This window comes from Caldimonas sp. KR1-144, assembly GCF_049446155.1.
In the GTDB taxonomy this organism is placed as follows: Bacteria; Pseudomonadota; Gammaproteobacteria; order Burkholderiales; family Burkholderiaceae_C; genus Rivibacter.
The window spans coordinates 151,837-174,786 of record NZ_JBMSEE010000008.1 but is presented as its reverse complement, the minus strand read 5'-3'; the positions used below and the strand labels follow the sequence as shown (position 1 = coordinate 174,786).

The following is a 22,950-nucleotide window of genomic DNA, read 5'->3' as shown; positions in this document are numbered from 1 at the left end:
GTCAGTTGTCGAAGCGGCAGCGCATCAGCTGCTGGTGCAGCGCCAGGCGCTGCCAGCCTTCGGCCTGCATCGCGTCGCCGCCGAGGTCGGCGCGCTGCAGCTGCGGCATGGCCAGCGTGGCATTCGGGTGAGCGTTGGCCAGCGCGCGCAGCAGCACCCGCGCGTCTTGCTGCGTCGCGCCGAGATCGACCAGGCTGGCGACGACCACGCGCTGCTCGCCGCGCGCGTGGAACAGCAACTGCGCGCGCCCGCGCCGCCAGGCCGAAGGCGGCGTCGCGGCCAGGGCGATGGCCTGCGCCGACACCTGCCACGGCAGCGCGTCGATCGCAGCGTCGTTCAACCAGCGGACCGCGTCTTCGATGTCGACCGTTTCGATCGCCGCGTCTTGGTCGGCCGGCGTCGCGCCGGGCGCGCGCTCATAGCCGAACAGCTCGGCCACCGGGACGAAGCCGTGCGACCGGTACAGCGCCAGCGCGCGCGGGTTCTGCGCAAAGACCTCGAGCTCGATCCAGCGGTCGCCGCGCTCGCGCGAATCGGCGATCGAGCGCGCCAGCAGCGCGCGCGCCGCACCGCTGCCGCGCGCCTCGCGGCGTGCGCCCATCGTCGCCAGCCGCGTGCGGCCGTCGGCCAGCGGCGCGACGAGCGAGAAGGCCAGGATGCGCCCGGCCTCGGCAACGACGCGGCTGGTCGCGAGGTCGATGCCCTGGCGGCGCAGGAAGACCGGCCATGCGGCCAGCGCGATGTCGGGTGCGCCGGCGATGTAGTCGGAGAACGCGTCGTCGAAGGCCTCCAGCAAGGCCTCGGCCGGCCAATCGGAAGCGGCCGTGATCGACGGCGCGGTCACACCCGCGCCCATCACGCCGCCTTCTTCGCCGCCGCGGTCTTCTTGGCCGCCGCCTTCTTGGCCGGCGCGCGCGCCTCGCGCGGCTCGAACTCGAAACCGACCTTGCCTTCCTTGGCGTCGTAGGCCAGGAAAGCCTTGAACTTGCGCTTGGTCTTGTTGGAGACGAAGTTCTCCAGCAGGTCGGTCTTGCCGGTCGCCAGCAGCTTGCTCGCCTGCTCGCGCGCGATCGGCTGCTGCAGGATGATCTTGCCGGTCTTGAAGTCGCAGGTCACGTGCGCGCCGACGCTGTGCTCGCAGACGTAGTTGCTGCCGTGCTCGAACACGCGGCCCTTGCACTTGGGGCAAGGTCCCAGGCTCTCCTGTCCGGAGAAGTCGACCGGCTCGCCGTCGGCGCCGCCTTCCTTGCCGTCGTCGCCGAAGTCGAACTCGAGCTTCCAGTTCTTGATCTCGTCGTCATAGGCCAGGCGCAGCTCGGCGGTGAACGGCCAGCCGGCCTTGGAGCGAAAGCCTTCGAGCGGGCCGATCTTCTTGTCGCGCAGAAAGGCCTCGGCCTCGTGCAGCTCGAAGCTGCGCCCGCCGGGGATCTTGGTGATCGAGAACTCGCAGCTTTCGCAGGCGAAGCGGCGGTAGTTCTCCTTCACGACGCCGCCGCAGTTGGGGCAGGGCGTCTTCAGGGTCGCGTAGTCGCCGGGAATGGTGTCGCGGTCGTAGCCCTTGGCCTTCTTGACGATGCGCTCGGCCATCGCGGCGACGTCGCGCATGAAGGCCTCGCGCGAGAGCCGGCCGTGCTCCATCTCGGCCAGGCGGTACTCCCAGTCGCCGGTCAGCTCGGGCTTGGTGAGGTCTTCGACGTCGAGCCCGCGCAGCAGCGTCATCAGCTGGAAGGCCTTGGCGGTGGGGATCAGCTCGCGGCCCTCGCGCACCATGTATTTCTCGAGGATCAGGCCTTCGATGATGGCCGCGCGCGTGGCCGGGGTGCCCAGGCCCTTCTCGTGCATCGCGGCGCGCAGCTCCTCGTCCTCGATCAGCTTGCCGGCACCTTCCATCGCGGTCAGCAGCGTCGCTTCGCTGTAGCGCGCGGGCGGACGCGTCTTCAGGCCGTTGACGACCACCGCCTCGGTCGTCACCGCCTCGTTCGCCTGCACCGGCACGAGGTTGGCGTCCTCGTCCTGCGCCTCCTTGCCGTAGACCGCGAGCCAGCCCGGATTCACCAGCACCTTGCCGTTGGTCTGGAAGTGCTGCTCGCCGGCACTGGTGGCGACCTTGGTGATGCGCGTCGTGACCAGGTACTCGGCGCTCGGATAGAACACCGCGAGGAAGCGCTTGACCACCAGGTCGTAGAGCTTGGCCTCGGCCTCGGTCAGCGACTTGGGCGCCTGCAGCGTCGGGATGATGGCGAAGTGGTCCGAGACCTTGGCGTTGTCGAACACGCGCTTGGTCGGGCGGATGTAGTCCTCCTTGATCGCCTTGGCCGCGTGCTGCGAGAGCTCGCGCAGCGGGCCGGGCATGTCTTCCTCGGCCAGCATCTTCACGGTCTGCTTGACGACGCCGAGGTAGTCCTCGGGCAGCGCGCGCGAGTCGGTTCGCGGATAGGTCAGCGCCTTGTGCTTCTCGTACAGCGCCTGCGCGAGCGAGAGCGTGGTCTTGGCCGAGAAGCCGAAACGCCCGTTCGCCTCGCGCTGCAAGCTGGTGAGGTCGTAGAGCAGCGGGCTGGCCTGCGAGCTGGGCTTGGCCTCTTCGCTGACCGTGCCCGGCTGGCCGCGCACGGCCTCGGCGATGGCGTCGGCCTGCTGCTGGTCCCACACGCGATCGGCGCGGCGATCGGCGTCCTCGTCCTTCTTGAACTTGGGATCGAACCACTTGCCCTCGTACAGGCCCGCCTGCGCACCGAAGTCGGCCTTGATCTCCCAGTAGTCGCGCGCAACGTGCTTGCGGATCTTCTCCTCGCGCTCGACCACGATCGACAGCGTGGGCGTCTGCACCCGGCCCACGGTGGTGAGGAAGAAGCCGCCGTCGCGCGAGTTGAACGCGGTCATCGCGCGCGTGCCGTTGATGCCGACCAGCCAGTCGGCCTCGCTGCGGCTGCGCGCGGCGTCGGCCAGGCCTTGCAGCTGCGCGTCGCTGCGCAGCTTGTCGAAGCCGTCGCGGATCGCCTGCGGCGTCATGCTCTGCAGCCACAGGCGGCGCACCGGCTGCTTGGCCTTCGCGTACTGCTGGATCAGCCGGAAGATCAGCTCGCCCTCGCGGCCCGCGTCGCAGGCGTTGATCAGTTCGCCCACGTCCTTGCGCTTGACGAGCTTGACGATGGCGTTGAGCCTGCCCTTGCTCTTGTCGATCGGCGCGAGGTCGAAGTGCGGCGGCACGACCGGCAGGTTGGCGAAGCTCCACTTGCCGCGCTTGACGTCGAACTCTTCCGGCGCCTTGATCTCGACCAGGTGGCCGACGGCCGAGGTCACGACGTAATGCTCGTTCTCGAAGTACTCGTCGTGCTTGTCGAACTTGCCCGACGCCGGCGTCAGCGCACGGACGATGTCCTGCGCGACCGAGGGCTTCTCGGCAATGACGAGGGCTTTGCTTGCTGTGCTCATGGTCTCGGATTCGATGGGTTGGCTCGGCGTGGCGAGGAGTGCGGCATACCGCGCTCCTACAATCCGGGCCGCTCACGCGCACGCACGTACGCATACGTGCGCACGCGCGCCTGCCTTTTTTCAATGTACCGAAAGAGCCCGATGACGCAAGCGCGCGCCAAGAAAGCCTCGCCGAACCCCGCCAAGAAGCCGAAGACCGCCGCGCCGCAAGCCGCATCCGGCCGCCGCATCCAGGTACGCCGCTCGGGCGTGCACGGCAAGGGCGTCTACGCGACCCAGCCGATCGCCGAGGGCCAGGTGGTCATCGAATACAAGGGCGAGATCATCAGCTGGCCCGAGGCGCTGCGCCGCCATCCGCACGATCCGAAGGATCCGCACCACACCTTCTACTTCCACATCAACGACGGCCACGTCATCGATGCGAAGTACGGCGGCAACGCGGCGCGCTGGATCAACCACGCCTGCGAGCCCAACTGCGAGGCCGACGAGACCGACGACGGCCGCGTCTTCATCAAGGCGCTGCGCAACATCGAGCCGGGCGAGGAGCTGTTCTACGACTACGGCCTGGTGATCGACGAGCGCTACACGCCCAAGCTGAAGAAGCAGTACGAGTGCCGCTGCGGCAGCAAGCGCTGCCGCAAGACCATGCTCTCGCCCAAGCGATAGGCGCCATGGCGCTGCCCGCGCTGCGCTGGCCCGCCGAGGCGCTGTGGCTCGACCTCGAGCCGCTGCGCCCGGGCCTGAGCGTCGAGGTCAGCGCCGAGTGCGACTCGACCAGCACGCGCCTGCTCGAGCGCGCGCGCGCCGGCGATCCCTCGCCGTGCCTGCTGGTCGCCGAACGGCAGACCGCCGGGCGCGGGCGCATGGGCCGGCAGTGGCGATCGTCGCTCGGCGACTCGCTGACCTTCTCGCTCGCGCTGCCGTTCGCGCCGCCGCGCTGGGAGGGCTTGTCGCTGGCGGTCGGCGTCGCGCTGGCCGAGGCGCTGCACCCGGCGCTGCGGCTCAAGTGGCCCAACGACCTGTGGCTACCGGGCGAGGGCAAGGCCCCCGACCGCAAGCTCGGCGGCGTGCTGATCGAGACGCAGGGGCTCGCGAACCCGGGCCGTGCGGGCGAGCGCTTCCTCGTCGTCGGCATCGGCATCAACCTCCATGCGCCGGCGGCCGAGCCGGGCGATGCCTACGCCAGCGCCGGACTGGCCGAACTCGACCCGTCGCTCGACGCGCCCGGCGCGCTCGCGCGCGTCGCCAGGCCGCTGCTCGAGGCGCTGGCGGTGTTCGAAACCCAGGGCTTCGATGCCACGCTGCAGGCACGCTTCGCCGCGCGCGACGCGCTGCGCGGACGCCGCGTGCGGCTGCAGGGAGCCGGCCTTGGCGACGAGGAAGGCACCGCATGCGGCGTCGACAGCGACGGCGCCCTGCTCGTGCATACTGGTCCGCAAGGCGAGACACGGCGGATCATGAGCGGCGACGTGAGCGTGCGGACATGCTGATGCGGGTACTGGTGCTGGCGCTGCTGCTGGCCAACGCCGGCTTCTTCGCGTGGCGCGAGGGCTGGCTCGCGCCGGTGGTCGCGTGGGGCGTGCTGCCCTCGCCGTCGGAAGGCCGCGAGCCGCAGCGGCTGCGGCAGCAGCTCAACCCCGAGCTGGTGCGCGTGGGCCGCCTGCCCGCGACGTCGGCCGCACCTGCGGCCCCCGGCACGCCGGCCTCGGCCGCACCGCAAGGCGGCACGCTGGTCGGTGCGCTCGCGACCAGCTGCCTCGAAAGCGCGCCGATCGCCGCCGCCGACCGCGCCCGGCTCGACGAGCAGCTCAAGACGCTGCTGCCCGAGGGGGCCTGGGAATGGCAGCCGCTCGAGCGGCTGTGGTGGGTCGCCATGGGGCCTTATCCCGACGTCGAGGCAATCGCGCGCAAGCGCGACGAGTTGCGCCGCCGCGGCGTGCAGCCCACCGAAGAACGCCCGGCACCCAACGCGGCGATGCTGCTGGTGCTCGGCCGCCACGCGACACCGGCCGCCGCGCAGGCCCAGCTCGACTCGCTGTCGGCACGCGACGTGCGCACCGCACGCGTCGTCGCGGTCAACGACACGCAGCGCACGCAGTGGCTCTTGCAGGTGCCGCGCGCCGACGCAAAGCAGCTCGATGCCCTGGCGACGCTGTCGCGCCCGGCCGGCTCGCCGGCCTTCGTGGCCTGCGGCAGCGCGGCCCCGCGCGCCGATGAAGGGCGCGGCAGTCCGCGCGGCAACGGTTAGCGCGGACGCCGCACCACGCGCGCCGCGGCCAGCACCGCCGCCAACAGCGCGGCCAGCCACGCCAGGCTCATCGCGCCACCGCCACCGGCATCCGTGCTGGCAAGCCCGGCGCTCTGCTCGCTCGGCTCGGTGTCGCTGCCCAGCGCGATCGCCGAGCGCAGCTCGGCGTTGTCGAGCACCGGCACGTTCCAGGCCTGGACCGCGTAGGCGGTGGGGTTGGCCGCATAGCGCAGCGCCTCGGTGGCATCGAGGATGCCGTCGCCGCACTGGCCTTCGGCGCAGATGCAGCGCGTGGGCGTGTCGGCGCTGCACACCGGCAGCACGGTCGAGCCCACATGCGGGCGTGCGCTGCGCCGCAGGCCGTCGATCAGCTGTTCGGCGCTGAGCTGCGGATTGGCGTCGAGCATCAGCGCCGCGGTCGCCGAGACGATCGGCGCCGCGAAGCTGGTGCCGGCAAACAGCGCGTACTGCGCGACGCCGGGGCCTTGGGCGCCGTCGTTGTAGAGGCTCAGCAGGCCGCCGTCGCCGAGCATCGGGCCCCAGCGGCCCTCTTCCTGGTAGTCGCCGCCGACCGTGGACACGGTGACCTCGGGACCGAAGTTCGAGTAGTAGGCCTTGAAGCCGTCGCGGTTGAGCGCGGCCACCGCGACGACGCCGCGGCAGTTGGCCGGGCGCGACACGGCGCCGCTGTCGTTGCCGGCCGAGGCCACGACGACGGCGCCGACGCGCGCGACGTCGTCGATCGCCTCCTGGTAGGCCGGCGAGCAGGCGGCGTCGCCGCCGAAGCTCAGGCTGATCACGCGCGCCGGCGTCGGGTTGTCCGGAACGCCGTCGACCGGCAGGCCGGCCGCCCAGCGGATGCCGTCGACGATGTCGGCCACCGTCGCGCCGCACTTGCCGGCCACGCGCACCGCGAGCACGTCGCCGCTCCAGCGCGCCGCCGCCATGCCGCTGGCGTTGCCGGTCTGCGCCGCGAGCTGGCCGAGGATGGCGGTGCCGTGCCAGGAGCTCGGCGTGACGGCGCAATCGCCGAACAGCGCGGGGTGATTGCGGCGATCGGCGTCGCTGACCCAGTCGCCCGGGTCGTGCGGATCGGCGTCGCGGCCGTTGCCGTCGTTGGCGTACTCGACCTCGGAGACGAAGTCGTAGCCGGGCCGAACGCGCGTGCGCAGCTCGGGATGGTCGGTGTAGCCGGAGTCGAGCACGGCGATGCGCACCCCGCCGCTGCCGGTGCCGGCGGCCCAGGCCGTCTGCAGGCCCGGCACGCCGCGGCGGCGCTCGGCCAGCGCGTCGCTGTCGCTGCCGGCCACGGCCTGCAGCCACCACTGCTGGGAGAAGTAGGGGTCGTTCGTCGTCAGCGGCGCGCCCGCCTGCTGGCGGCGTTCGCGCACATTGGGCGCCACCCAGGCGACGCCGGGCGTCGCGGCCAGGCGCTGCGAGGCCTCGCGGGCGGCCTCGGGCGTCAACACCTGGGCCGGGCTCACGAGCAGCGTGCGGCCACTCATCGCGCGAGCGTTCCAGCCGGCCAGGCCGGCACGCCCGAGCGCCGTGGCGGCCTCCTGGCGCGCGGCCAGGGCAGTTTCGGCGGCCGCGCGGGCGCTGGGCGCCGATTGGATGCGAGCGTCGTCCCCGCTGAGCCGCACGATCAGGCCATGGGCCGGGCGTGTGTCGTCGGCCGGGTGCACCGGTGCCTCGCGCTGCAGTGCGCCGGCCGACAAGGGCAGCGCGGCGAGCCCGGCCAGCAGCGGCCAGGACAGGTTTCGGCTAGGCGCAGCAAGCACACGGCGCAGCGAGGACAGCGGGTTCATCGTGGTTCCAGTCGGCGCCGCTTCCCGGCGCGGGGTCGAGTGGCGGCGGCCGCGGCCCAAGCCGCCAGCGCCAGGAAAATCAGCCAGGCCGGGCTCATCGCACCGCCACCGCCACCACCGCCGCTACCGCCGCCCGTGGACGGCGCCGCGGCCGCGATCGCGATCGTCTGGCTGGTGGTGGCGCTGGCGCCGGCGGAGTCGGTGACCGTGACGCTGACGGTGACGCTGCCGGCCGCGCTCGGCAGCAGGCTGGCGGTCACGGTGTCGGTCGCGGAGGCGAAGCCGGTGACGATGCCGCCGCCATCGACCAGGCTCCATTGCACGCTGGCGATCGAGCGGCCGCTGGCCAGCAGCGAGCCGCTGGCATCGAGCGTGACCGCCTCGCCGGCGCGCGGCGAGGACGGCGCGACGTCGATGCGCGCCAGCACGCCGTCGGCGGCCAGCTGCACCGCCGCGCCGGCGTCGAGCATGCCGGCGCCGCAGGTGCTGGTGGTGCAGTAGCACTCGTCCTGCGCGGTGCCGCTGGGCGCCTGGCACTGCGGCACGCCGGCGCCGGCGCCGCTGGTCGGAAACGCGCGCGCGCTGGCCATGAGGAAGCGGCGCACGTCGTCGGGCGCGAGCGCCGGGCGCGCCGACAGCATCAGCGCCGCGGTGCCGGCCACCAGCGGGGCCGAGAAGCTGGTGCCGACGGTGATGTTGCTGCCGTCGGTGTAGATCGAGCCCGAGGGCGAGGTCGTGCCGCTGTTCGACGTGGTGAGGATCGGGTACAGGCAGCTGCCGAAGGTGTTGACGCAGTTGCCGGCCGGCGCCGAGATCGTGACCTCGGGGCCGAGGTCCGAGAAGCCGACCTTGGTGCCGATGTGGCGCAGGCCGCCGACGCCGATCGCACCGGCGCAGTTGGCCGGCGAGCCGACCGCATGGCCCTCGCTGTTGCCGGCCGAGGCCACGACCACGGCGCCGGTGGCGCGCACCGCGGCGATCGCGTCGGCGTAGGCCGCGTCGCAGGCGCCGTCGGAGCCCAGGCTCAGGTTCAGCACCTTGGCCGGGTTGGGGTTGGCCGGCACGCCGGGCACCGAGAGGCCGGCGGACCAGCGCATCGCGGCGATGATGTCCGACTGCGCGCCGTTGCACTTGCCGAGCACGCGCACCGGCAGCACGCGCACGTTCCAGCCCACGCTGGCCATGCCGGTGGCGTTGTTGGTCAGCGCGCCGACCAGGCCAGCGACCTGGGTGCCGTGCCAGGAGCTGTCGGAGACCTCGCAGTCGCTGTCGACGACGCCGGTGTCGATGTCGTTTTGCGTGACCCAGTCGCCCGGATCGCTCGGGTCGCTGTCGCGCCCGTTGCCGTCGTTGGCGCGGCCGACCTGGGTGACGAAGTCGTAGCCCGCCAGCAGCTTGCCGGCGAGATCGGGGTGGTCGGTGCGCACGCCGGTGTCGAGCACGGCGACGACGACCGAGGCGCTGCCCTGGGTCACGTCCCAGGCGGCCTGGGCGTCGATCGCGCTGACGAGCGTCGCGTTCGGCGACTTCAGGTACCACTGGCCGGCGACCGGGCCGTTGACCACGTCGCCGGTCGCAAACAGCGGGTCGCTCGGCACCGCGGCGCGGCGCGCGCGGCGGTCGGGCACCGCATAGACGACCTCCGGGTCGGCCGCCAGGCGCCGGGCCAGCGCGGCGTTGTCGCTGCCGAGCGCGGTGCGCAGCACGTGCAGGCGCCCGCCCAGCGCGCGCGGCGAGCCGCGCAGCACCGGCACGCCGTGACGCGCCGCCAGTTGCTCGAGGCGGGCCTGGGCGCGCTGCGGTGCGTCGTCGTCGCGCAGCTTCACGATCAGCCCGGTGTCCTGCGGCAGTGCGAGCGCGCCCGCACCGGCCGCCAGGGCGGCGGCGGCAAGCAGGGCGCGGGCGAGAAGGCGGTGGATCTTCATGACAACTTGGGGGCAGGTTGAGTCTAGGAACCGGCGGGCAAAACCATCCATGAGAAAGATGGCAATACCGGCATCACTTACATGCCGACACCGATGTTTGCGCCTGCAACGGTAGCCCCAAAAGCACGAAGGCCCCGCTGACGCGGGGCCTTCCGTGGCGAGGAGCCGACGGGGGTCAGCGACCGACGACGCGCACCATCTCGAGCACCTTGTTCGAGTAGCCCCACTCGTTGTCGTACCAGGCCACGACCTTCACGAAGGTCGAGTCCAGCGCGATGCCGGCCTCGGCGTCGAACACCGAGGTGCAGGACTCGCCGCGGAAGTCGGTCGCGACGACCTTGTCCTCGGTGTAGGCCAGCACGCCCTTCATCGGGCCGGCCGCGGCGGCCTTCATGGCGTCGCAGATCTGTTCGTAGCTCGCTTCCTTGTTGAGCTCGACGGTCAGGTCGATCACCGAGACGTCCGAGGTCGGCACGCGGAACGACATGCCGGTGAGCTTCTTGTTCAGCTCGGGGATCACCACGCCGACCGCCTTGGCCGCGCCGGTCGAGCTGGGGATGATGTTCTCGAGGATGCCGCGGCCGCCGCGCCAGTCCTTGTTGCTCGGGCCGTCGACGGTCTTCTGCGTCGCAGTGGTGGCGTGCACCGTCGTCATCAGGCCGCGCTTGATGCCGAAGCTGTCGTGCAGCACCTTGGCGACGGGCGCCAGGCAGTTGGTCGTGCACGAGGCGTTGGAGATGATGGCCTCGCCCTTGTAGCTCTTGTCGTTGACGCCGTAGACGAACATCGGCGTGTCGTCCTTCGACGGCGCGCTCATGATGACCTTCTTGGCACCGGCCTTGAGGTGCTTCTCGGCGGTTTCCTTGGTCAGGAACAGGCCGGTCGACTCGACCACCACGTCGGCGCCGACGGCGCCCCAGTTCAGCTCGGCGGGATCCTTGAGCGCGGACAGGCGGATCTTCTTGCCGTTGACGATGAGCGTGTTGCCGTCGACCGCGACTTCGCCCTTGAAGCGGCCGTGGACCGAGTCGTACTTGAGCATGTAGGCCAGGTAGTCGGGCTCGAGCAGGTCGTTGATCGCCACGACCTCGATGTCGTTGGCGAAGTTCTGCACCGCCGCGCGGAACACCATGCGCCCGATGCGGCCGAAGCCGTTGATGCCGATCTTGATGGTCATACGACTCTCCAATGCGAAGTGAAGAAGAGGAGGAAGGAAATCAGCCGAGAAGAACCTTGCGCACGGTGTCGGCGACGTTCTCCGCCGTGAAGCCGAAGTGCTTGAACAGCACGCCCGCGGGCGCCGACTCGCCGTAGGTGTCGATGCCGACCACGGCCGCGCAGCGGTACTTCCACCAGAAGTCGGTCACGCCCGCTTCCACCGCGATGCGCGGCAGGCCTTCGGGCAGCACGGCACTCTTGTAGGCCACGTCCTGGCGGTCGAAGGTGGTGGTCGAGGGCATCGAGACCACGCGCACCGCGATGCCGTCGACGGCCAGCTGCTGCTGCGCATGCAGCGCGAGCTGCACCTCGGAGCCGGTCGCGACGATCACCGCCTGCGCCTTCTTGTTCAAGCCGACCTCGGCCGGCTCGGCCAGCACGTAGGCGCCGCGCGCGATCTCGTCGAGGCCTGACTTGGGCAGGTAGGGCAGGTTCTGGCGCGACAGCAAGAGCGCCGTCGGGCGCGACTCGTTGAGCAGCGCGCGCGTCCAGGCGATCGCGGTCTCGGCGGTGTCGGCCGGGCGCCAGACGTCCAGCCCCGGAATCAAGCGCAGCGCGGCGGCGTGCTCGACCGACTGGTGCGTCGGGCCGTCTTCGCCGAGGCCGATGGAGTCGTGCGTGAAGACGTGGATCACGCGCTGCTTCATCAGCGCGGCCATGCGGATCGCGTTGCGGCTGTAGTCGCTGAAGGTCAGGAAGGTGCCGCCGTAGGGAATGAAGCCGCCGTGCAGCGCGATGCCGTTCATCACCGCGGCCATGCCGAATTCGCGCACGCCGTAGTTGATGTGGCGCCCGGGCTTGCCGTCCTCGCCCTTGACCGGCGCGCCGGCGTCGTCGAAGCGCAGCGCCGGCGTGTACTTGGTGTTGGTGAGGTTGGAGCCGGTGAGATCCGCCGAGCCGCCCAGCAGCTCCGGCAGCGCCGCGGTCATCGCCTCGAGCGCCTGCTGGCTGGCCTTGCGCGTGGCCACGGTCTCGGCCTTGGTGTGGGCCGCCACGGCCGCGTCCACCGCCACCTGCGCGAAGCGCGCGGGCAACTTGCCTTCCATGCGGCGCTTGAACTCCTCGGCCAGCTCGGGATGGGCCGCGGCATAGCTCGCGAAGGTCGCCTCCCAGCTCGCCTGGGCCTGGGCGCCGCGCGCGCGGGCATCCCATGCGGCATGCACCTCGGCCGGGATCTCGAACGGCGCCGAGCTCCAGCCGATGGCCTGGCGCGTCAGCGCGATCTCCTCGTGGCCCAGTGGCTCGCCGTGCGCCTTGGCGCTGTTGGCGCGGTTGGGCGAGCCCTGGCCGATGGCCGTCTTGCAGACGATCAGCGTGGGCGCCTCGGTGCTGCGCTTGGCCTTGGCGATCGCGGCGTCGACCGCGTCGACGTCATGGCCGTCGATCGGGCCGATGACCTGCCAGCCGTAGGCCTCGAAGCGCTTGGGCGTGTCGTCGACGAACCAGGGCGTGACTTCGCCGTCGATCGAGATGCCGTTGTCGTCGTAGAAGGCGATCAGCTTGCCGAGCTTCCAGGCTGCGGCCAGGCCGCAGGCCTCGTGGCTGATGCCTTCCATCAGGCAGCCGTCGCCCAGAAAGGCGTAGGTGTGGTGGTCGACCAGCTTGTGGCCCGGGCGGTTGAACTCGGCCGCCAGCAGCTTCTCGGCCAGCGCCATGCCGACCGCATTGGTGATGCCTTGGCCGAGCGGGCCGGTGGTCGTCTCGACGCCGGGCGTGACGCCCACTTCCGGATGGCCCGGCGTCTGGCTGTGCAGCTGGCGAAACGCCGCCAGCTCGGCGACCGGCAGGTCGTAGCCGGTCAGGTGCAGCAGCGCATAGATCAGCATCGAGCCGTGGCCGTTGCTGAGCACGAAGCGGTCGCGGTCGGCCCACTTCGGGTCGGCCGGGTTGTGCTTGAGATGGCGGCTCCACAGCGCCACCGCGATCTCGGCCATGCCCATCGGCGCGCCCGGGTGGCCGGAGTTGGCCTTTTGCACCGCGTCCATCGCCAGGGCGCGGATGGCATTGGCCATCTGGGTCGGGGTCGCGGTCGTGATGGCGGGGGTGGACAGGGCTGACATGGTGTCTGGCGGGAAAGAAAAGCCGCTGAGCGCCGAAGCCTGGGCATCGGCACGCCGGGCAGGAGGGAGGAACCCGTGATTTTACGGGGGGCCGCTTTTCCCTCCGGACTGGACCAGACTGCCACCGCGTCGCTGTATCGTCGCCGGTCCAGACTGTCTTCCCGCGGCCGCTTTGGCGCCGCGTTGCCGCTTCCTATGCAAGGCCTGCACCTGACCGCCGACCTCGCCGGCTGCCCCGCCGCGACGCCCGCGATGACCGACCCCGGCGCCCTGCGCGCGCTGTGCCTCGCGCGCGTCGGCGAGGCCGGCCTGACGGTCGTCGGCGATCGCTTCCACGGCTTTTCGCCCGAGCGCGGCGAGCCGCGCGGCGTGACCGGCGTCGTGCTGCTGGCCGAGTCGCACCTGGCCGTGCACACCTGGCCCGAGCTGGGCCGCGTGACGCTGGACGTCTATGTCTGCCACCGCAGCGCCGACAACAGCGATCGGGCGCGCGCGTTGATCGACGCGCTGGTCGCCGCCTTCGGGCCGGGCGCGGTCGAGCGGCATGCGCTTGCGCGCGGCGTGGAGCTTGCAGCATGACGCTGCCCGCCCTGATCCTCGCCGCCGGCCGCGGCGAGCGCATGCGCCCGCTGACCGACCGCACGCCCAAGCCGCTGCTGCCGGTGCGCGGCAAGCCGCTGATCGAATGGCACCTCGAGGCGCTGGCGCGCGACGGCATCCGCGAGGTGGTGATCAACACCGCCTGGCTCGAGGAGCAGTTCCCCGCCGCCCTGGGCGACGGCTCGCGCTTCGGTCTCTCGATCCGCTACTCGATGGAAGGCCGCGACCACGGCGGCGCCCTGGAGACGGCCGGCGGCCTGGCGACCGCGTGGCCGCTGCTGGGCGATCCGCCGGCGTGCTGGGTGCTGGCCGGCGACGTCTACGCGCCCGACTTCCGCTTCGACGCGCGCGCCGCCGCCGATTTCATCGCGAGCCGCGACGACGCCCACCTCTGGTTCGTGCCCAACCCACCGCAGCATCCGAACGGCGACTTCTGGCTCGACGCACGCGGGCGCGTGCATCTCGAGCGCGCCTCGCGTGACGAACCCCACGGCGCACCGGGGGGTGCGGAAGCCAACCGTTACACCTACTCGACCATCGGGTTGTTCAAATCGTCCGCAGTCGCCACCGTGCGGCCGGGCGAGCGCGCCGCGCTGCTGCCCTGCTTCAAGGCGGCGATCGCACGCGGGCAGCTCGGCGGCTCGCTCTACCGCGGCTTCTGGGCCGACGTGGGCACTCCCGAGCGCTGGCAGTCGCTGCAGGCCGCTTGAGCCGCCGGGCGTCGGTCGGGTCCGCCGTGCCGGACCTTTGCACTGACCGTCCTCAGACCGATTTCCTTGTTTGCTGACATGGCGCTCGAAGCCGCCCTCATCGGCGTCCCGGTGGCAATGGCCACCGCCGCTGCCACCGAACAGCTCGCCGCCGCCGGGCTGCGCGCGCTGCTGCTCGCGCAAAAGCCGCTGTCCGGCGAGCACCTCGACTCGCGCCTGTACCACCGCCAGCTCCTCACGCCGCACGAGCCGCAGATGCTGACGCTCGGTGCGCTGCTGGCGTCGGCGGGACTGGCCGCCGTGCTCGGCTTCGCCGGCGCGTGGCCGTGGCTGATGCTGGCGGTGATGCTGTGGATGGCCGCGCTCGGCTGGGACATGTGGCATTGGGAGCGCGCGGCCGCGAGCGTCAAGTTCGTCGCCTGGCGGCGCGGCTGGCAGCGCTCGGCGCGCCGGCTGGCGGTCACCGAGATCAAGGAAGTGCACGTCGTCGAGAAGGTCGGCGGCTGGTCCTGGATGCCGCAGTCGCTGCGGCCCACCGCCTGCTACGTCGCGCTGGTGCGGCGCGACGGCAGCGCGGTCAAGCTGCCGCGCACCGGCACCTGGTTCGGCGGTCTCACGCGGGTGGAGAACCTCGCCAACTTCGTGCGCATGCAGATCGACATCGTGAGCGACACGCGCAAGCGCGTGGCCGCCGACAAGCGCCGCGCCGCCAAGCGCGCGGTGCAGGAGTCGCTGCGGCCGGTGCACCCGGCCGCACGGCCGCAGCGATTCCCGCTGCAGGGCAGTTGATCAGGTCTCCTGAGAACCTGCGGGTCTGCGGGCCTTGACCTGGCTCAAGCGCCGCACGCGCCGCCGGCGCTACCTTTAGACCCCCATGCCGAATCGCCGCGGCGCGCGGCGGGCATGGCCTGCGAGGTTGAACCCATGGCCGCATTGCATACCGCCGAACGCATCATTCGCGAGGAGCATCGGGCCCTGGCCTCGGTGCTGAGTTCGATCCTGCTGCTGCTCGATGCCGCGGCAGCGGGGAGCGCGGCGACCGACTTCACGTTGCTGCGCGCGATGCTGTTCTACGTCGACGAGTTTCCCGAGCGGCTGCACCACCCCAAGGAAAGCGAGCTGCTGTTCGCGAAGCTGCGCGAGCGCGCGCCCGAAGCGCGCGCCGTGCTCGACCGGCTCGACCACGACCACGCGCGCGGCGAGCAGTCGATCCGCGAGCTGCAGCACCTGCTGCTCGGCTGGGAGATGCTGGACGACGCGCCGGACGGCGGCCTGCGCCGCGCGGCCTTCGAGCGCGCGGCACGGCACTACGTGCGCTTCTACCTTGAGCACATGCGTTGCGAGGAAGAAGATGTGCTGCCGCTCGCGCGCCGCCTGCTGGGCGAGGACGACTGGCAGCAACTCGCCCGCGCATTCGCCGCCAACCGCGATCCGCTGGTCAGCGACCACGACACCAGCTACCGGCCGCTGTTCCTGCGCATCCTCCACACCGCGCCCGCGCCGATCGGCCTCGGCGAGCCCAAAGCCGCGTGACCGGCCGATTCCGGCCGGTCAGCAGGGCCGCGCGGATCCCGGCCAGATACCAGCGCTTGCGCGGATCCGGCTCCGCCGGTCCGCAGCAAGGCCCCCCCCCGAGGGGCAGCGAGCAAAGCGAGCGTGGGGGCTCCATCACCCCGCCAACGGCGCACTGATCGCATCGATGCGCGCCATCAGCTCGGGCGTCAGCCGCGGCAACACCTGCAGCGCGCGCAGGTTGTCCTCCAGCTGCGACAGCCGCGACGCGCCGAGGATCACGCTGCTCACGCGCGGGCTGCGCATCACCCACGCGATCGCGAGCTGCGCAACGCTCGCGCCCAGCTCGGCGGCGATGCCTTCGAGTTCGAGCACCGCGGCGTTCTTGCGCGGATCGGTCAGGCCCTCGCGCAAGAACGCCATGCTGTCCATCGCGCCGCGGCTGCCCTCGGGGATGCCGTCGCGGTACTTGCCGGTCAGAAGGCCCGAGGCCAGCGGGCTCCAGGTCGTGAGGCCCAGGCCGATCTCGTCGTACAGCCGCGCGTACTCCTGCTCGACGCGCTTGCGGTGGAACAGGTGGTACTGCGGCTGCTCGACCACCGGCTTGTGCCAGCCGTGGCGGTCGGCCGCCTGCCAGGCGGCGCGGATCTCGTCGGCGCTCCATTCGCTGGTGCCCCAGTACAGCGCCTTGCCGGCGTCGATGATGTCGTTCATCGCGCGCACCGTCTCCTCGATCGGCGTGTGCGGATCGGGCCGATGGCAGTAGACGAGGTCGATGAAGTCCAGCTGCAGCCGCGACAACGAGCCGTCGATCGCCTGCATCAGGTACTTGCGGTTGAGCGTGTCCTGGGCGTTCACGCGCGGCGGCTCGCCCGGCTTGGCACGGTTCAGGCCCCAGAAGAACTTGGTCGAGACGACGATGTCGATGCGCGGTCGCGCCAGCTGGCGCAGCGCCTCGCCCATGATGGTCTCGCTGCGGCCGTTGGCGTAGACCTCGGCGTTGTCGAAGAAGTTGACGCCGGCGTCGAGCGCGGCGGCCATCATCTCGCGCGCCGCGGCGACATCGACCTGGTTGTGATACGTGACCCACGAGCCCAGCGACAACGCGCTCACGCGCAATCCGGCACGGCCGAGGCGGCGGTATTCCATAGGGGTTCTCCTTCAAGGATGGCGTCGCCTGCGGCGGGCCTAGACTTGGCCGCTAGCGTAGCCAATCGCCGCCCCACCGACGCGGCAAACCGACGATGACCTTCGACCCGCGTCCCCATGCCGAACGCCGCGCCCGGGTGGCGGCGGCACTGGCCGCCGCGGGCGGCGGCGTCGCCGTGCTGCCGACCGCGCCGACGCTGCTGCGCAACGGCAGCGACAACAGCCACGTGTTCCGCGCCGACAGCCGCTTCCTCTACCTCACCGGCTTCACCGAGCCCGACAGCTGGCTGCTCGTCGACGCGAACGGCCGCGCGCTGCTGCTGTGCCCGCCGCGCGACGAGACGCGCGAACTGTGGGACGGCGTGCGCCTGGGCCCCGAGGCGGCGCCGGCCGCGCTGGCGCTCGATGCCGCGCGGCCCAACACGGCGCTGCACGACACGCTGGTCGAATGGCTGGCCAACCAGCCGGCCGTGTGGTGGCCGTTCGACGCGAGCCATGCGGGCGCGCCGGTCCATGCCGCGCTCGATGCGCTGCGCGCACGCTCGCACATGGGCGTGGTCGCACCGCCGCGCCTGTGCGACCTGGCGCCCATCGTCGACGAGATGCGCCTCGTCAAGGACGCGCACGAAGTACGGCTGATGCGCCGCGCCGGCGAGATCGGCGCCGAAGGCCATCTGCGCGCGATGCGCGCCTGCCGCCCGGGCCTGCGCGAATACCAGCTCGAGGCCGAGCTGCTCTACGCCTTTCGCCACGCCGGCGCGAGCGGGCCTTCGTACGAAAGCATCGTCGCAACCGGCGCCAACGCCTGCATCCTGCACTACCCGGCCGGCCATGCCGAGCTCAAGGCCGGCGAGCTGTGCCTGATCGACGCCGGCGCCGAGGTCGAGGGCTATGCGAGCGACATCACGCGCAGCTTTCCGGTCGACGGCCGCTTCACGGCCGCACAGCGGCGGCTCTACGACCTCGTCGTCGCATCGCAGGAAGCGGCGATCGCCGTCACGCGCCCCGGCGCGCGCAAGCAAGACGGCCACTGGGCCGCGGTGCGCGTGCTGACCGCGGGCCTGATCGAACTGGGGCTGCTCAAGCGCGACGCGGTCGGCAGCGTCGAGGACGCCGTCGCCAGCGGCGCCTACCGTCGCTACTACATGCACGGCACCGGCCACTGGCTGGGCCTGGACGTGCACGACGTGGGCGACTACGACGCGCGAGACGAGGCGCCCGTCGAACAGCCCGACGGCACCGGCGGGCGCGTCGTGCGCCATCCCTCGCGCGTGCTGCGTCCCGGCATGGTGCTGACCATCGAGCCGGGGTTGTATGTCCGCCCGGCCGACGACGTGCCGCGCGAATACTGGAACACCGGCATCCGCATCGAGGACGACGCGCTCGTCACCGAGACCGGCTGCGAGCTGCTGACGCGCGGCGTACCGGTCGCCAGCGCCGAGATCGAAGCGCTGATGCGCCACTGACCACGAGCCTTGTCCCGATGACCGATGCCTCGACCTTCCACGACCATGAACTGATGTTCGAACTCGCGCCGGTCTCGCTCTGGCTCGAGGACTACAGCGCGCTGAAGGCGCTGTTTGAACGCTGGCGCGCCGAGGGCGTGAGCGACCTGCGCGCCTTCCTGCGTGCCGATCGCAGCCGCATCGCCGAATGCAGCCGCGCGATCCGCGTGCTCAAGGTCAACCGCCAGACGCTCGCGCTGTTTCGCGCCGGCTCGCAAGGCGAGCTGATCGAGCGCCTCGGCGAGGTGTTTCGCGACGACATGTTCGAGCAGCACGTCGAGGAGATGGCGCAGTTGTGGGGCGGCGCGCTGCGCTTCGGCGGCCAGACCGTCAACTACGCGCTCGACGGCCGGCGCCTGGACATCCAGCTCAGCGCCAGCGTGCTGCCGGGCCACGAATCCGACTGGTCGCGCGTGCTGCTGGCGATCGAGGACGTGACCGAGCGCGTGCGCGCGCAGCACGCCGCCGCGCACCACCACGCCTACGCGATGGGCCTGTTCGAGCATTCGCCGGTGTCGCTGTGGGTCGAGGACTTCAGCGCCGTCAAGCGCCTGCTCGACGAGGTGCGCGAGCAAGGCATCAGCGACTTGCGCACTTTCACCGACGTGCACCCCGAGTTCGTCGAGCGCTGCATGGCCGAGATCCGCGTGATCGACGTCAACCGCCAGACCCTGACGATGTTCGGCGCACCCGACAAGCCGACGCTGCTGAAATCGCTCGAGCGCGTGTTCCGCGACGAGATGGCCGCGCACTTCAAGGAGCAGCTGATCGAGCTGTGGCAGGGCAAGCTGTTCCAGCAGCGCGAGACGGTGAACTACGCGCTCGGCGGCGAGACCGTGCACGTCTACCTGCAGTTCTCGGTCTTCCCCGGCCACGAGGCGAACTGGGATCTGGTGCTGGTCTCGCTGACCGACATCACCGCGCGCAAGAAGGCCGAGGCCTACCTTGAATACCTCGGCAAGCACGACGTGCTGACCAAGCTGCGCAACCGCAGCTTCTTCGCCGACGAGCTCAACCGCCTCGAGCGCAAGGGCCCGTGGCCGGTAACCGTGGTGGTGGCCGACCTCAACGGCCTGAAGGCCGTCAACGACGAGACCGGCCATGCCGGCGGCGACGCGCTGCTGCGCCGCGCCGGCGAGGTGCTGGCCAAGGCGATCGACAAGCCGGCCTGCGCCGCGCGCATCGGCGGCGACGAGTTCGCACTGCTGCTGCCGGGCACCGACGAGCGCGCGGTGCCGGCGCTGATGGAGCGCGTGGACGAGCTGATCGAGGTCAACAACCAGTTCTACGGCACGCCGCTGCTGAGCTTCTCGTTCGGCCACGCCACCTGCCACCAGGGCGAACGGCTCGAGACCGCCGTGCATCGCGCCGACCAGCAGATGTATGCGTCCAAGCGCGCGTACTACGAGAGCGTCGACCACGACCGGCGCGGTCGGCAGAACTGAGGCCGGTCGACGTCACGCAAGGGCCCGCGCCGCCGCCTCGCCGGCGAGCGTGCCGCGCGTGAAGGCTTCTTCGAACACCGACTGCGCCGACAGGTCGGCATGCGCGAAGTGCAGCCGCCGCTGCGCGCCCTCGCCTTCGCGCGCCAGCGCGGCCAGCGCCGCATGGCCGCGCAGCCCCGGCACCGGGATCGCCATCGCGTGGCCGTAGCGCATCAGGTCGATGCGCGCGGTCTTGGCGGCGAGGTCGGGGTGCGCGAACGCCAGGTCGTCGAGCACCGCCTGCGCCCAGTCGCGCCACGGTCGATCGAGCAGCGCGCGGCGCTGCCCCGCAGCCTCTTGCACCGAGTTGCCGCCGAGCGCCCAGTAGTGCGTCAGCACCGTCGCGCCGGGCCGCGGATCGAGCAGCTGGTGGCGCGCGTCGACGTAGCCGAGCGCCGGGCTTTCGTGCAGCACGTTGTCCCAGGCCGCGGGCGCGCCGGCGCGCTGCGCGAGCGGCTCGCGCACATGCAGATTGCTCACCAGCCACGGGGCGTAGTGCATCGCGCGCGCGGCCTGCGCCAGCACGGGCGGCGCGTTCTCGACCAGGCGCGCCGCGACGAACAAGGGCACGCACACGATCGCGTGCTGCGCGATCCAGCGCGTGCGCCCGCCGCGCGCATCCAGCACGTCGAGTGCGACCTCGTGGCGCGACGGCGCGATGCGCTCGACCACCGCGCCGGTCGCGAGCCGGTCGTCGAGCCCGGCCGCGAGCCGCCGCGCCAGCCAGGCATTGCCCTCGGGCCAGGTCAGCACCGGATCGAGCGGCTCGTCGCGGCCCTCGCCGGGCGCATGGAAGCCGTGGCGGCTGGCGAAGTAATGCAGGCCGGCCCAGGCCGAGACGCGCGCGCTGCCGGCGCCGTAGTCGTCGCGGCAGCAGTAGTCGAGGTACCAGCGCAGCGCGGGGTCGGCGTGGCCGTTGGCGTCGAGCCACGCCGCAAAGCTCACCGCGTCGAGCGCCGCATGCGTCGGCGTCCAGCGGCTGCGCAGCGTCGGCTGAGAGAAGCCCAGCCGCTGCACCTCGCGCACCGCGCCGGCAAAGCGCCGCAGCGCCGCGAGCGTCGACGCCCCCGGATCGGCCAGCGGCAGCAGTCCGTCGATCCAGCGCCCCGCGCCGCCCTCGCGCAGCAGCAGCCGTTCCTGCGGCGCATGGCACAGGTGGCGCTCGTCCCAGACGGTGCCGCCGTGCTCGCTGCGCGCCAGGCCGAGTTCGTGCAGCCACTCGCTCACCTCGCGCGCCTCGCGCCCCGGCAGCGGCAGGTAGTGCGCGCCGAGCGGGCAGGCGATGCCGGCGATCTCGTGGCCGCGCGCGTTGCCGCCGGCCTGGTCTTCGAGCTCGAACACGCGCAGGTCGTCGATGCCCGCCCGGCGCAATGCGCGCGCGGCCGCGAGGCCGGCGATGCCCGCGCCGACGATCGCGACCGCGGTGCGCTTGGTCGTCGAGGGCGTGATGCGCTCGGCGCCGTCGCGCCACGCATGGCCGCGCACCGCGTTCGCACCGACCCAGCCGCCATCGAACGCCGGGGCGTCCGTTCGTTCGCAGCCGGCCCACAGCGGCGCCGCCGCCGCGGCCGTCAGCAGCGTGCGCCGGCGCATCATTCGTGCACCCGTCCCCATTCCTCTTCGAAGGTGTGCACCAGCGACTGCGTCGACAGCCGGTTCGGCTCGGCCGCGACGCGCGCCATGTCGGGCGGGAAGTCGAACAGCGCCGGCAAGCCCTGCGGCGTGAGGAAGCGCAGCCCGCTCGGCCAGCTCTCGCGGCGCTGCACCGCGCCGATGTCGAACGGCCGGCGGCTCGCGATCACGAAGCCCCATTCGCCGAAGCTCGGCACATGCGCGTGGTAGGGCGTGACGCTCAGGCCCACGGCCTCGAGCGTGGCCGCCACCGTCCAGTAGCTCTTGCGCGCGACCAGCGGCGAGGTGCTCTGCACGACCACGTAGCCGCTGGCCGCCAGGTGGCGCTCGACGAGCGCGTAGAAGCTCGTCGTGTAGAGCTTGCCGACCGCGTGGTTGCTCGGATCGGGGAAGTCGATGACGACGACGTCGAACATCTCGTCGTGACGGTCCAGCCAGGTCCAGGCGTCCTCGTTGACGACGCGCAGCCTGGGCGATGCGAGCGCGTCGGCGTTGAGGCGCGTCAGCATCGGCTCGCCCGCGAACAGCTGCGTCATCAGCGGGTCGAGTTCGACCAGCGTGATGCGCTCGACGCTCGGGTGCTTGAGGATCTCGCGCACCGCCATGCCGTCGCCGCCGCCGAGCACCAGCACGCGCTGGGGCGCGCCGTGCGCGAGCATCGCCGGATGCACCAGCGCCTCGTGGTAGCGGTACTCGTCGCGCGAGTGGAACTGCAAGTTGCCGTTGAGGAACAGCCGCACGCCGGCGCCTGACGACGTGACGACCACGCGCTGGTAGCTCGACTGGCGCGCGAACACGATGTGCTCGCCGTAGAAGCGGTCCTCGGCCCAGCGGCTGAGCACGTCGGCCGCCGCGAACGCGCCGACCAGCAGCGCGATCACGCCGGCGCAGGCCAGCGCATGCCGCCCCCAGGCGCGCAGCTCGGCGCGAAACAGCAGCAGCGCCCAGACCGCGACCGCGGCGTTGAGCAGGCCGAACAGCACCGCGGTGCGCACCAGGCCCAGGTGCGGCACCAGCAGCAGCGGAAACGCGATCGAGACGGCCAGCGCGCCGAGGTAGTCGAAGGTCAGCACCTGCGCGACCAGGTCCTTGAGCGCGTAGCGTTCGCTGAAGTGGCGCTTGAGGATGCGCATCACCAGCGGGATCTCGAGACCGACGAGGATGCCGACCACCAGCACCAGGCCGTACAGCGCGATCCGAAACGGCAGCGCGCTCGACGCCGGCAGCGAGCCGTGCACCGCGTACAGCAGCGCCGGCAGCAGGCCGCCGGCCACCGCCACCAGCAGCTCGACGCGCAGGAACTGCGCCACCAGCTGGCGCTCGACCAGCTTGCTCAGCCAGGAGCCCACGCCCATCGCGAACAGGTAGCTGCCGATCACGGTCGAGAACTGCAGCACCGAGTCGCCCAGCAGCACGCTGGCCAAGGCGCCCGCGACCAGCTCGTAGACCAGGCCGCAGGCCGCGACGACGAAGACCGAGGCCAGCAGCGCCAGCTCGGCGGGTCGAACGCGGCCGGCGGTCGTCGGTGCGGTGTTGGCAGGCAGCTCCATGGCCGGCGATCATCTCCGATCGGCGCCGGGCGGGCGGGAGCGCGCTGCTAGCATGGCGCGCCGGGCTCGCTCCCGAGCCTGCCCTGAGCCGAGTCGAAGGGGCGCATGCCGGCGTGC

The 22,950-nt window shown here is 71.7% G+C and carries 18 protein-coding genes; 9 read left to right on the top strand and 9 right to left on the bottom strand.

All coding sequences use genetic code 11. The features are described 5' to 3' along the window. Window position 1: 1 nt before the first annotated feature. Window positions 2–856: a GNAT family N-acetyltransferase gene (locus ACO2TI_RS18455; RefSeq protein WP_423286641.1), complete on the bottom strand. Its 855-nt coding sequence runs from the start codon at window positions 854–856 to the stop codon at window positions 2–4. Continuing rightward, window positions 856–3,432, bottom strand: coding sequence for a DNA topoisomerase III (locus ACO2TI_RS18450; protein ID WP_423286639.1), 2,577 nt, complete (start codon window positions 3,430–3,432; stop codon window positions 856–858). The genes ACO2TI_RS18455 and ACO2TI_RS18450 overlap by 1 nt, the downstream gene beginning before the upstream one ends. 141 nt (window positions 3,433–3,573) lie before the next feature. Here ACO2TI_RS18450 and ACO2TI_RS18445 point away from each other — a divergent pair, with 141 nt between their 5' ends. Genes ACO2TI_RS18445 through ACO2TI_RS18435 form a run of 3 tightly spaced genes read left to right on the top strand, consistent with a single transcriptional unit; the run spans window position 3,574 to window position 5,680 of the window. Next, a complete protein-coding gene (locus tag ACO2TI_RS18445) occupies window positions 3,574–4,098 on the top strand; it encodes an SET domain-containing protein (RefSeq protein ID WP_423286637.1) in 525 nt (174 codons plus the stop codon). Window positions 4,099–4,103: 5 nt separating this feature from the next. Beyond that, the gene (locus ACO2TI_RS18440) at window positions 4,104–4,922 is read left to right on the top strand and encodes a biotin--[acetyl-CoA-carboxylase] ligase (protein WP_423286635.1); all 819 of its coding nucleotides are present in this window, start codon (window positions 4,104–4,106) and stop codon (window positions 4,920–4,922) included. Beyond that, window positions 4,916–5,680 carry a hypothetical protein gene (locus ACO2TI_RS18435; protein ID WP_423286633.1) on the top strand — a complete coding sequence of 255 codons (765 nt, stop codon included), beginning with the start codon at window positions 4,916–4,918 and terminating at the stop codon, window positions 5,678–5,680. Before ACO2TI_RS18440 ends, ACO2TI_RS18435 begins: the two co-directional genes overlap by 7 nt. Here ACO2TI_RS18435 and ACO2TI_RS18430 read toward each other — a convergent pair. From ACO2TI_RS18430 to tkt, 4 genes are all read right to left on the bottom strand, one after another. Next, entirely contained in the window at window positions 5,677–7,488 is a 1,812-nt protein-coding gene (locus ACO2TI_RS18430) for a S8 family serine peptidase (RefSeq protein WP_423286631.1), read from the bottom strand. The two genes, ACO2TI_RS18435 and ACO2TI_RS18430, sit on opposite strands and share 4 nt — an antisense overlap. Next, window positions 7,485–9,413, bottom strand: a complete 1,929-nt coding sequence (locus tag ACO2TI_RS18425) for a S8 family serine peptidase (RefSeq protein ID WP_423286629.1) — start codon at window positions 9,411–9,413, stop codon at window positions 7,485–7,487. Before ACO2TI_RS18425 ends, ACO2TI_RS18430 begins: the two co-directional genes overlap by 4 nt. A 175-nt stretch (window positions 9,414–9,588) precedes the next feature. Next, a complete protein-coding gene (gene gap, locus ACO2TI_RS18420; protein WP_423286627.1) occupies window positions 9,589–10,590 on the bottom strand; it encodes a type I glyceraldehyde-3-phosphate dehydrogenase in 1,002 nt (333 codons plus the stop codon). A gap of 40 nt (window positions 10,591–10,630) precedes the next feature. Further along, window positions 10,631–12,691, bottom strand: coding sequence for a transketolase (gene tkt, locus ACO2TI_RS18415; RefSeq protein WP_423286625.1), 2,061 nt, complete (start codon window positions 12,689–12,691; stop codon window positions 10,631–10,633). A gap of 195 nt (window positions 12,692–12,886) precedes the next feature. Between tkt and speD the strand changes: the two genes are divergently transcribed. The 4 genes from speD (at window position 12,887) to ACO2TI_RS18395 (ending at window position 15,534) form a co-directional block, all read left to right on the top strand. Beyond that, on the top strand, window positions 12,887–13,270 hold the full coding sequence (gene speD, locus ACO2TI_RS18410; RefSeq protein ID WP_423286623.1) for an adenosylmethionine decarboxylase: 384 nt from the start codon (window positions 12,887–12,889) through the stop codon (window positions 13,268–13,270). After that, window positions 13,267–14,001 carry a nucleotidyltransferase family protein gene (locus ACO2TI_RS18405; protein ID WP_423286622.1) on the top strand — a complete coding sequence of 245 codons (735 nt, stop codon included), beginning with the start codon at window positions 13,267–13,269 and terminating at the stop codon, window positions 13,999–14,001. The genes speD and ACO2TI_RS18405 overlap by 4 nt, the downstream gene beginning before the upstream one ends. Before the next feature lie 78 nt (window positions 14,002–14,079). Then, complete coding sequence (locus tag ACO2TI_RS18400; RefSeq protein WP_423286621.1) at window positions 14,080–14,790, top strand: hypothetical protein; 711 nt, start codon at window positions 14,080–14,082, stop codon at window positions 14,788–14,790. 135 nt (window positions 14,791–14,925) lie between these two features. Further along, entirely contained in the window at window positions 14,926–15,534 is a 609-nt protein-coding gene (locus ACO2TI_RS18395; protein ID WP_423286620.1) for a hemerythrin domain-containing protein, read from the top strand. A 135-nt stretch (window positions 15,535–15,669) separates the two neighbouring features. Here ACO2TI_RS18395 and ACO2TI_RS18390 read toward each other — a convergent pair whose 3' ends face one another. Then, window positions 15,670–16,662, bottom strand: a complete 993-nt coding sequence (locus tag ACO2TI_RS18390) for a potassium channel beta subunit family protein (protein WP_423286618.1) — start codon at window positions 16,660–16,662, stop codon at window positions 15,670–15,672. Window positions 16,663–16,757: 95 nt separating this feature from the next. On the opposite strand from ACO2TI_RS18390, the gene ACO2TI_RS18385 reads away from it, so the two are divergent. After that, window positions 16,758–18,128, top strand: a complete 1,371-nt coding sequence (locus ACO2TI_RS18385) for an aminopeptidase P N-terminal domain-containing protein (protein WP_423286617.1) — start codon at window positions 16,758–16,760, stop codon at window positions 18,126–18,128. Window positions 18,129–18,145: 17 nt separating this feature from the next. Next, window positions 18,146–19,612, top strand: coding sequence for a diguanylate cyclase domain-containing protein (locus ACO2TI_RS18380; protein WP_423286616.1), 1,467 nt, complete (start codon window positions 18,146–18,148; stop codon window positions 19,610–19,612). A gap of 12 nt (window positions 19,613–19,624) precedes the next feature. On the opposite strand, the gene ACO2TI_RS18375 is transcribed toward ACO2TI_RS18380, so the two are convergent. Together ACO2TI_RS18375 and ACO2TI_RS18370 are read right to left on the bottom strand one after the other, a co-directional pair. Continuing rightward, complete coding sequence (locus ACO2TI_RS18375; RefSeq protein ID WP_423286614.1) at window positions 19,625–21,247, bottom strand: FAD-dependent oxidoreductase; 1,623 nt, start codon at window positions 21,245–21,247, stop codon at window positions 19,625–19,627. Beyond that, complete coding sequence (locus ACO2TI_RS18370; RefSeq protein WP_423286612.1) at window positions 21,244–22,833, bottom strand: polyamine aminopropyltransferase; 1,590 nt, start codon at window positions 22,831–22,833, stop codon at window positions 21,244–21,246. The genes ACO2TI_RS18375 and ACO2TI_RS18370 overlap by 4 nt, the downstream gene beginning before the upstream one ends. Window positions 22,834–22,950: the final 117 nt, after the last annotated feature.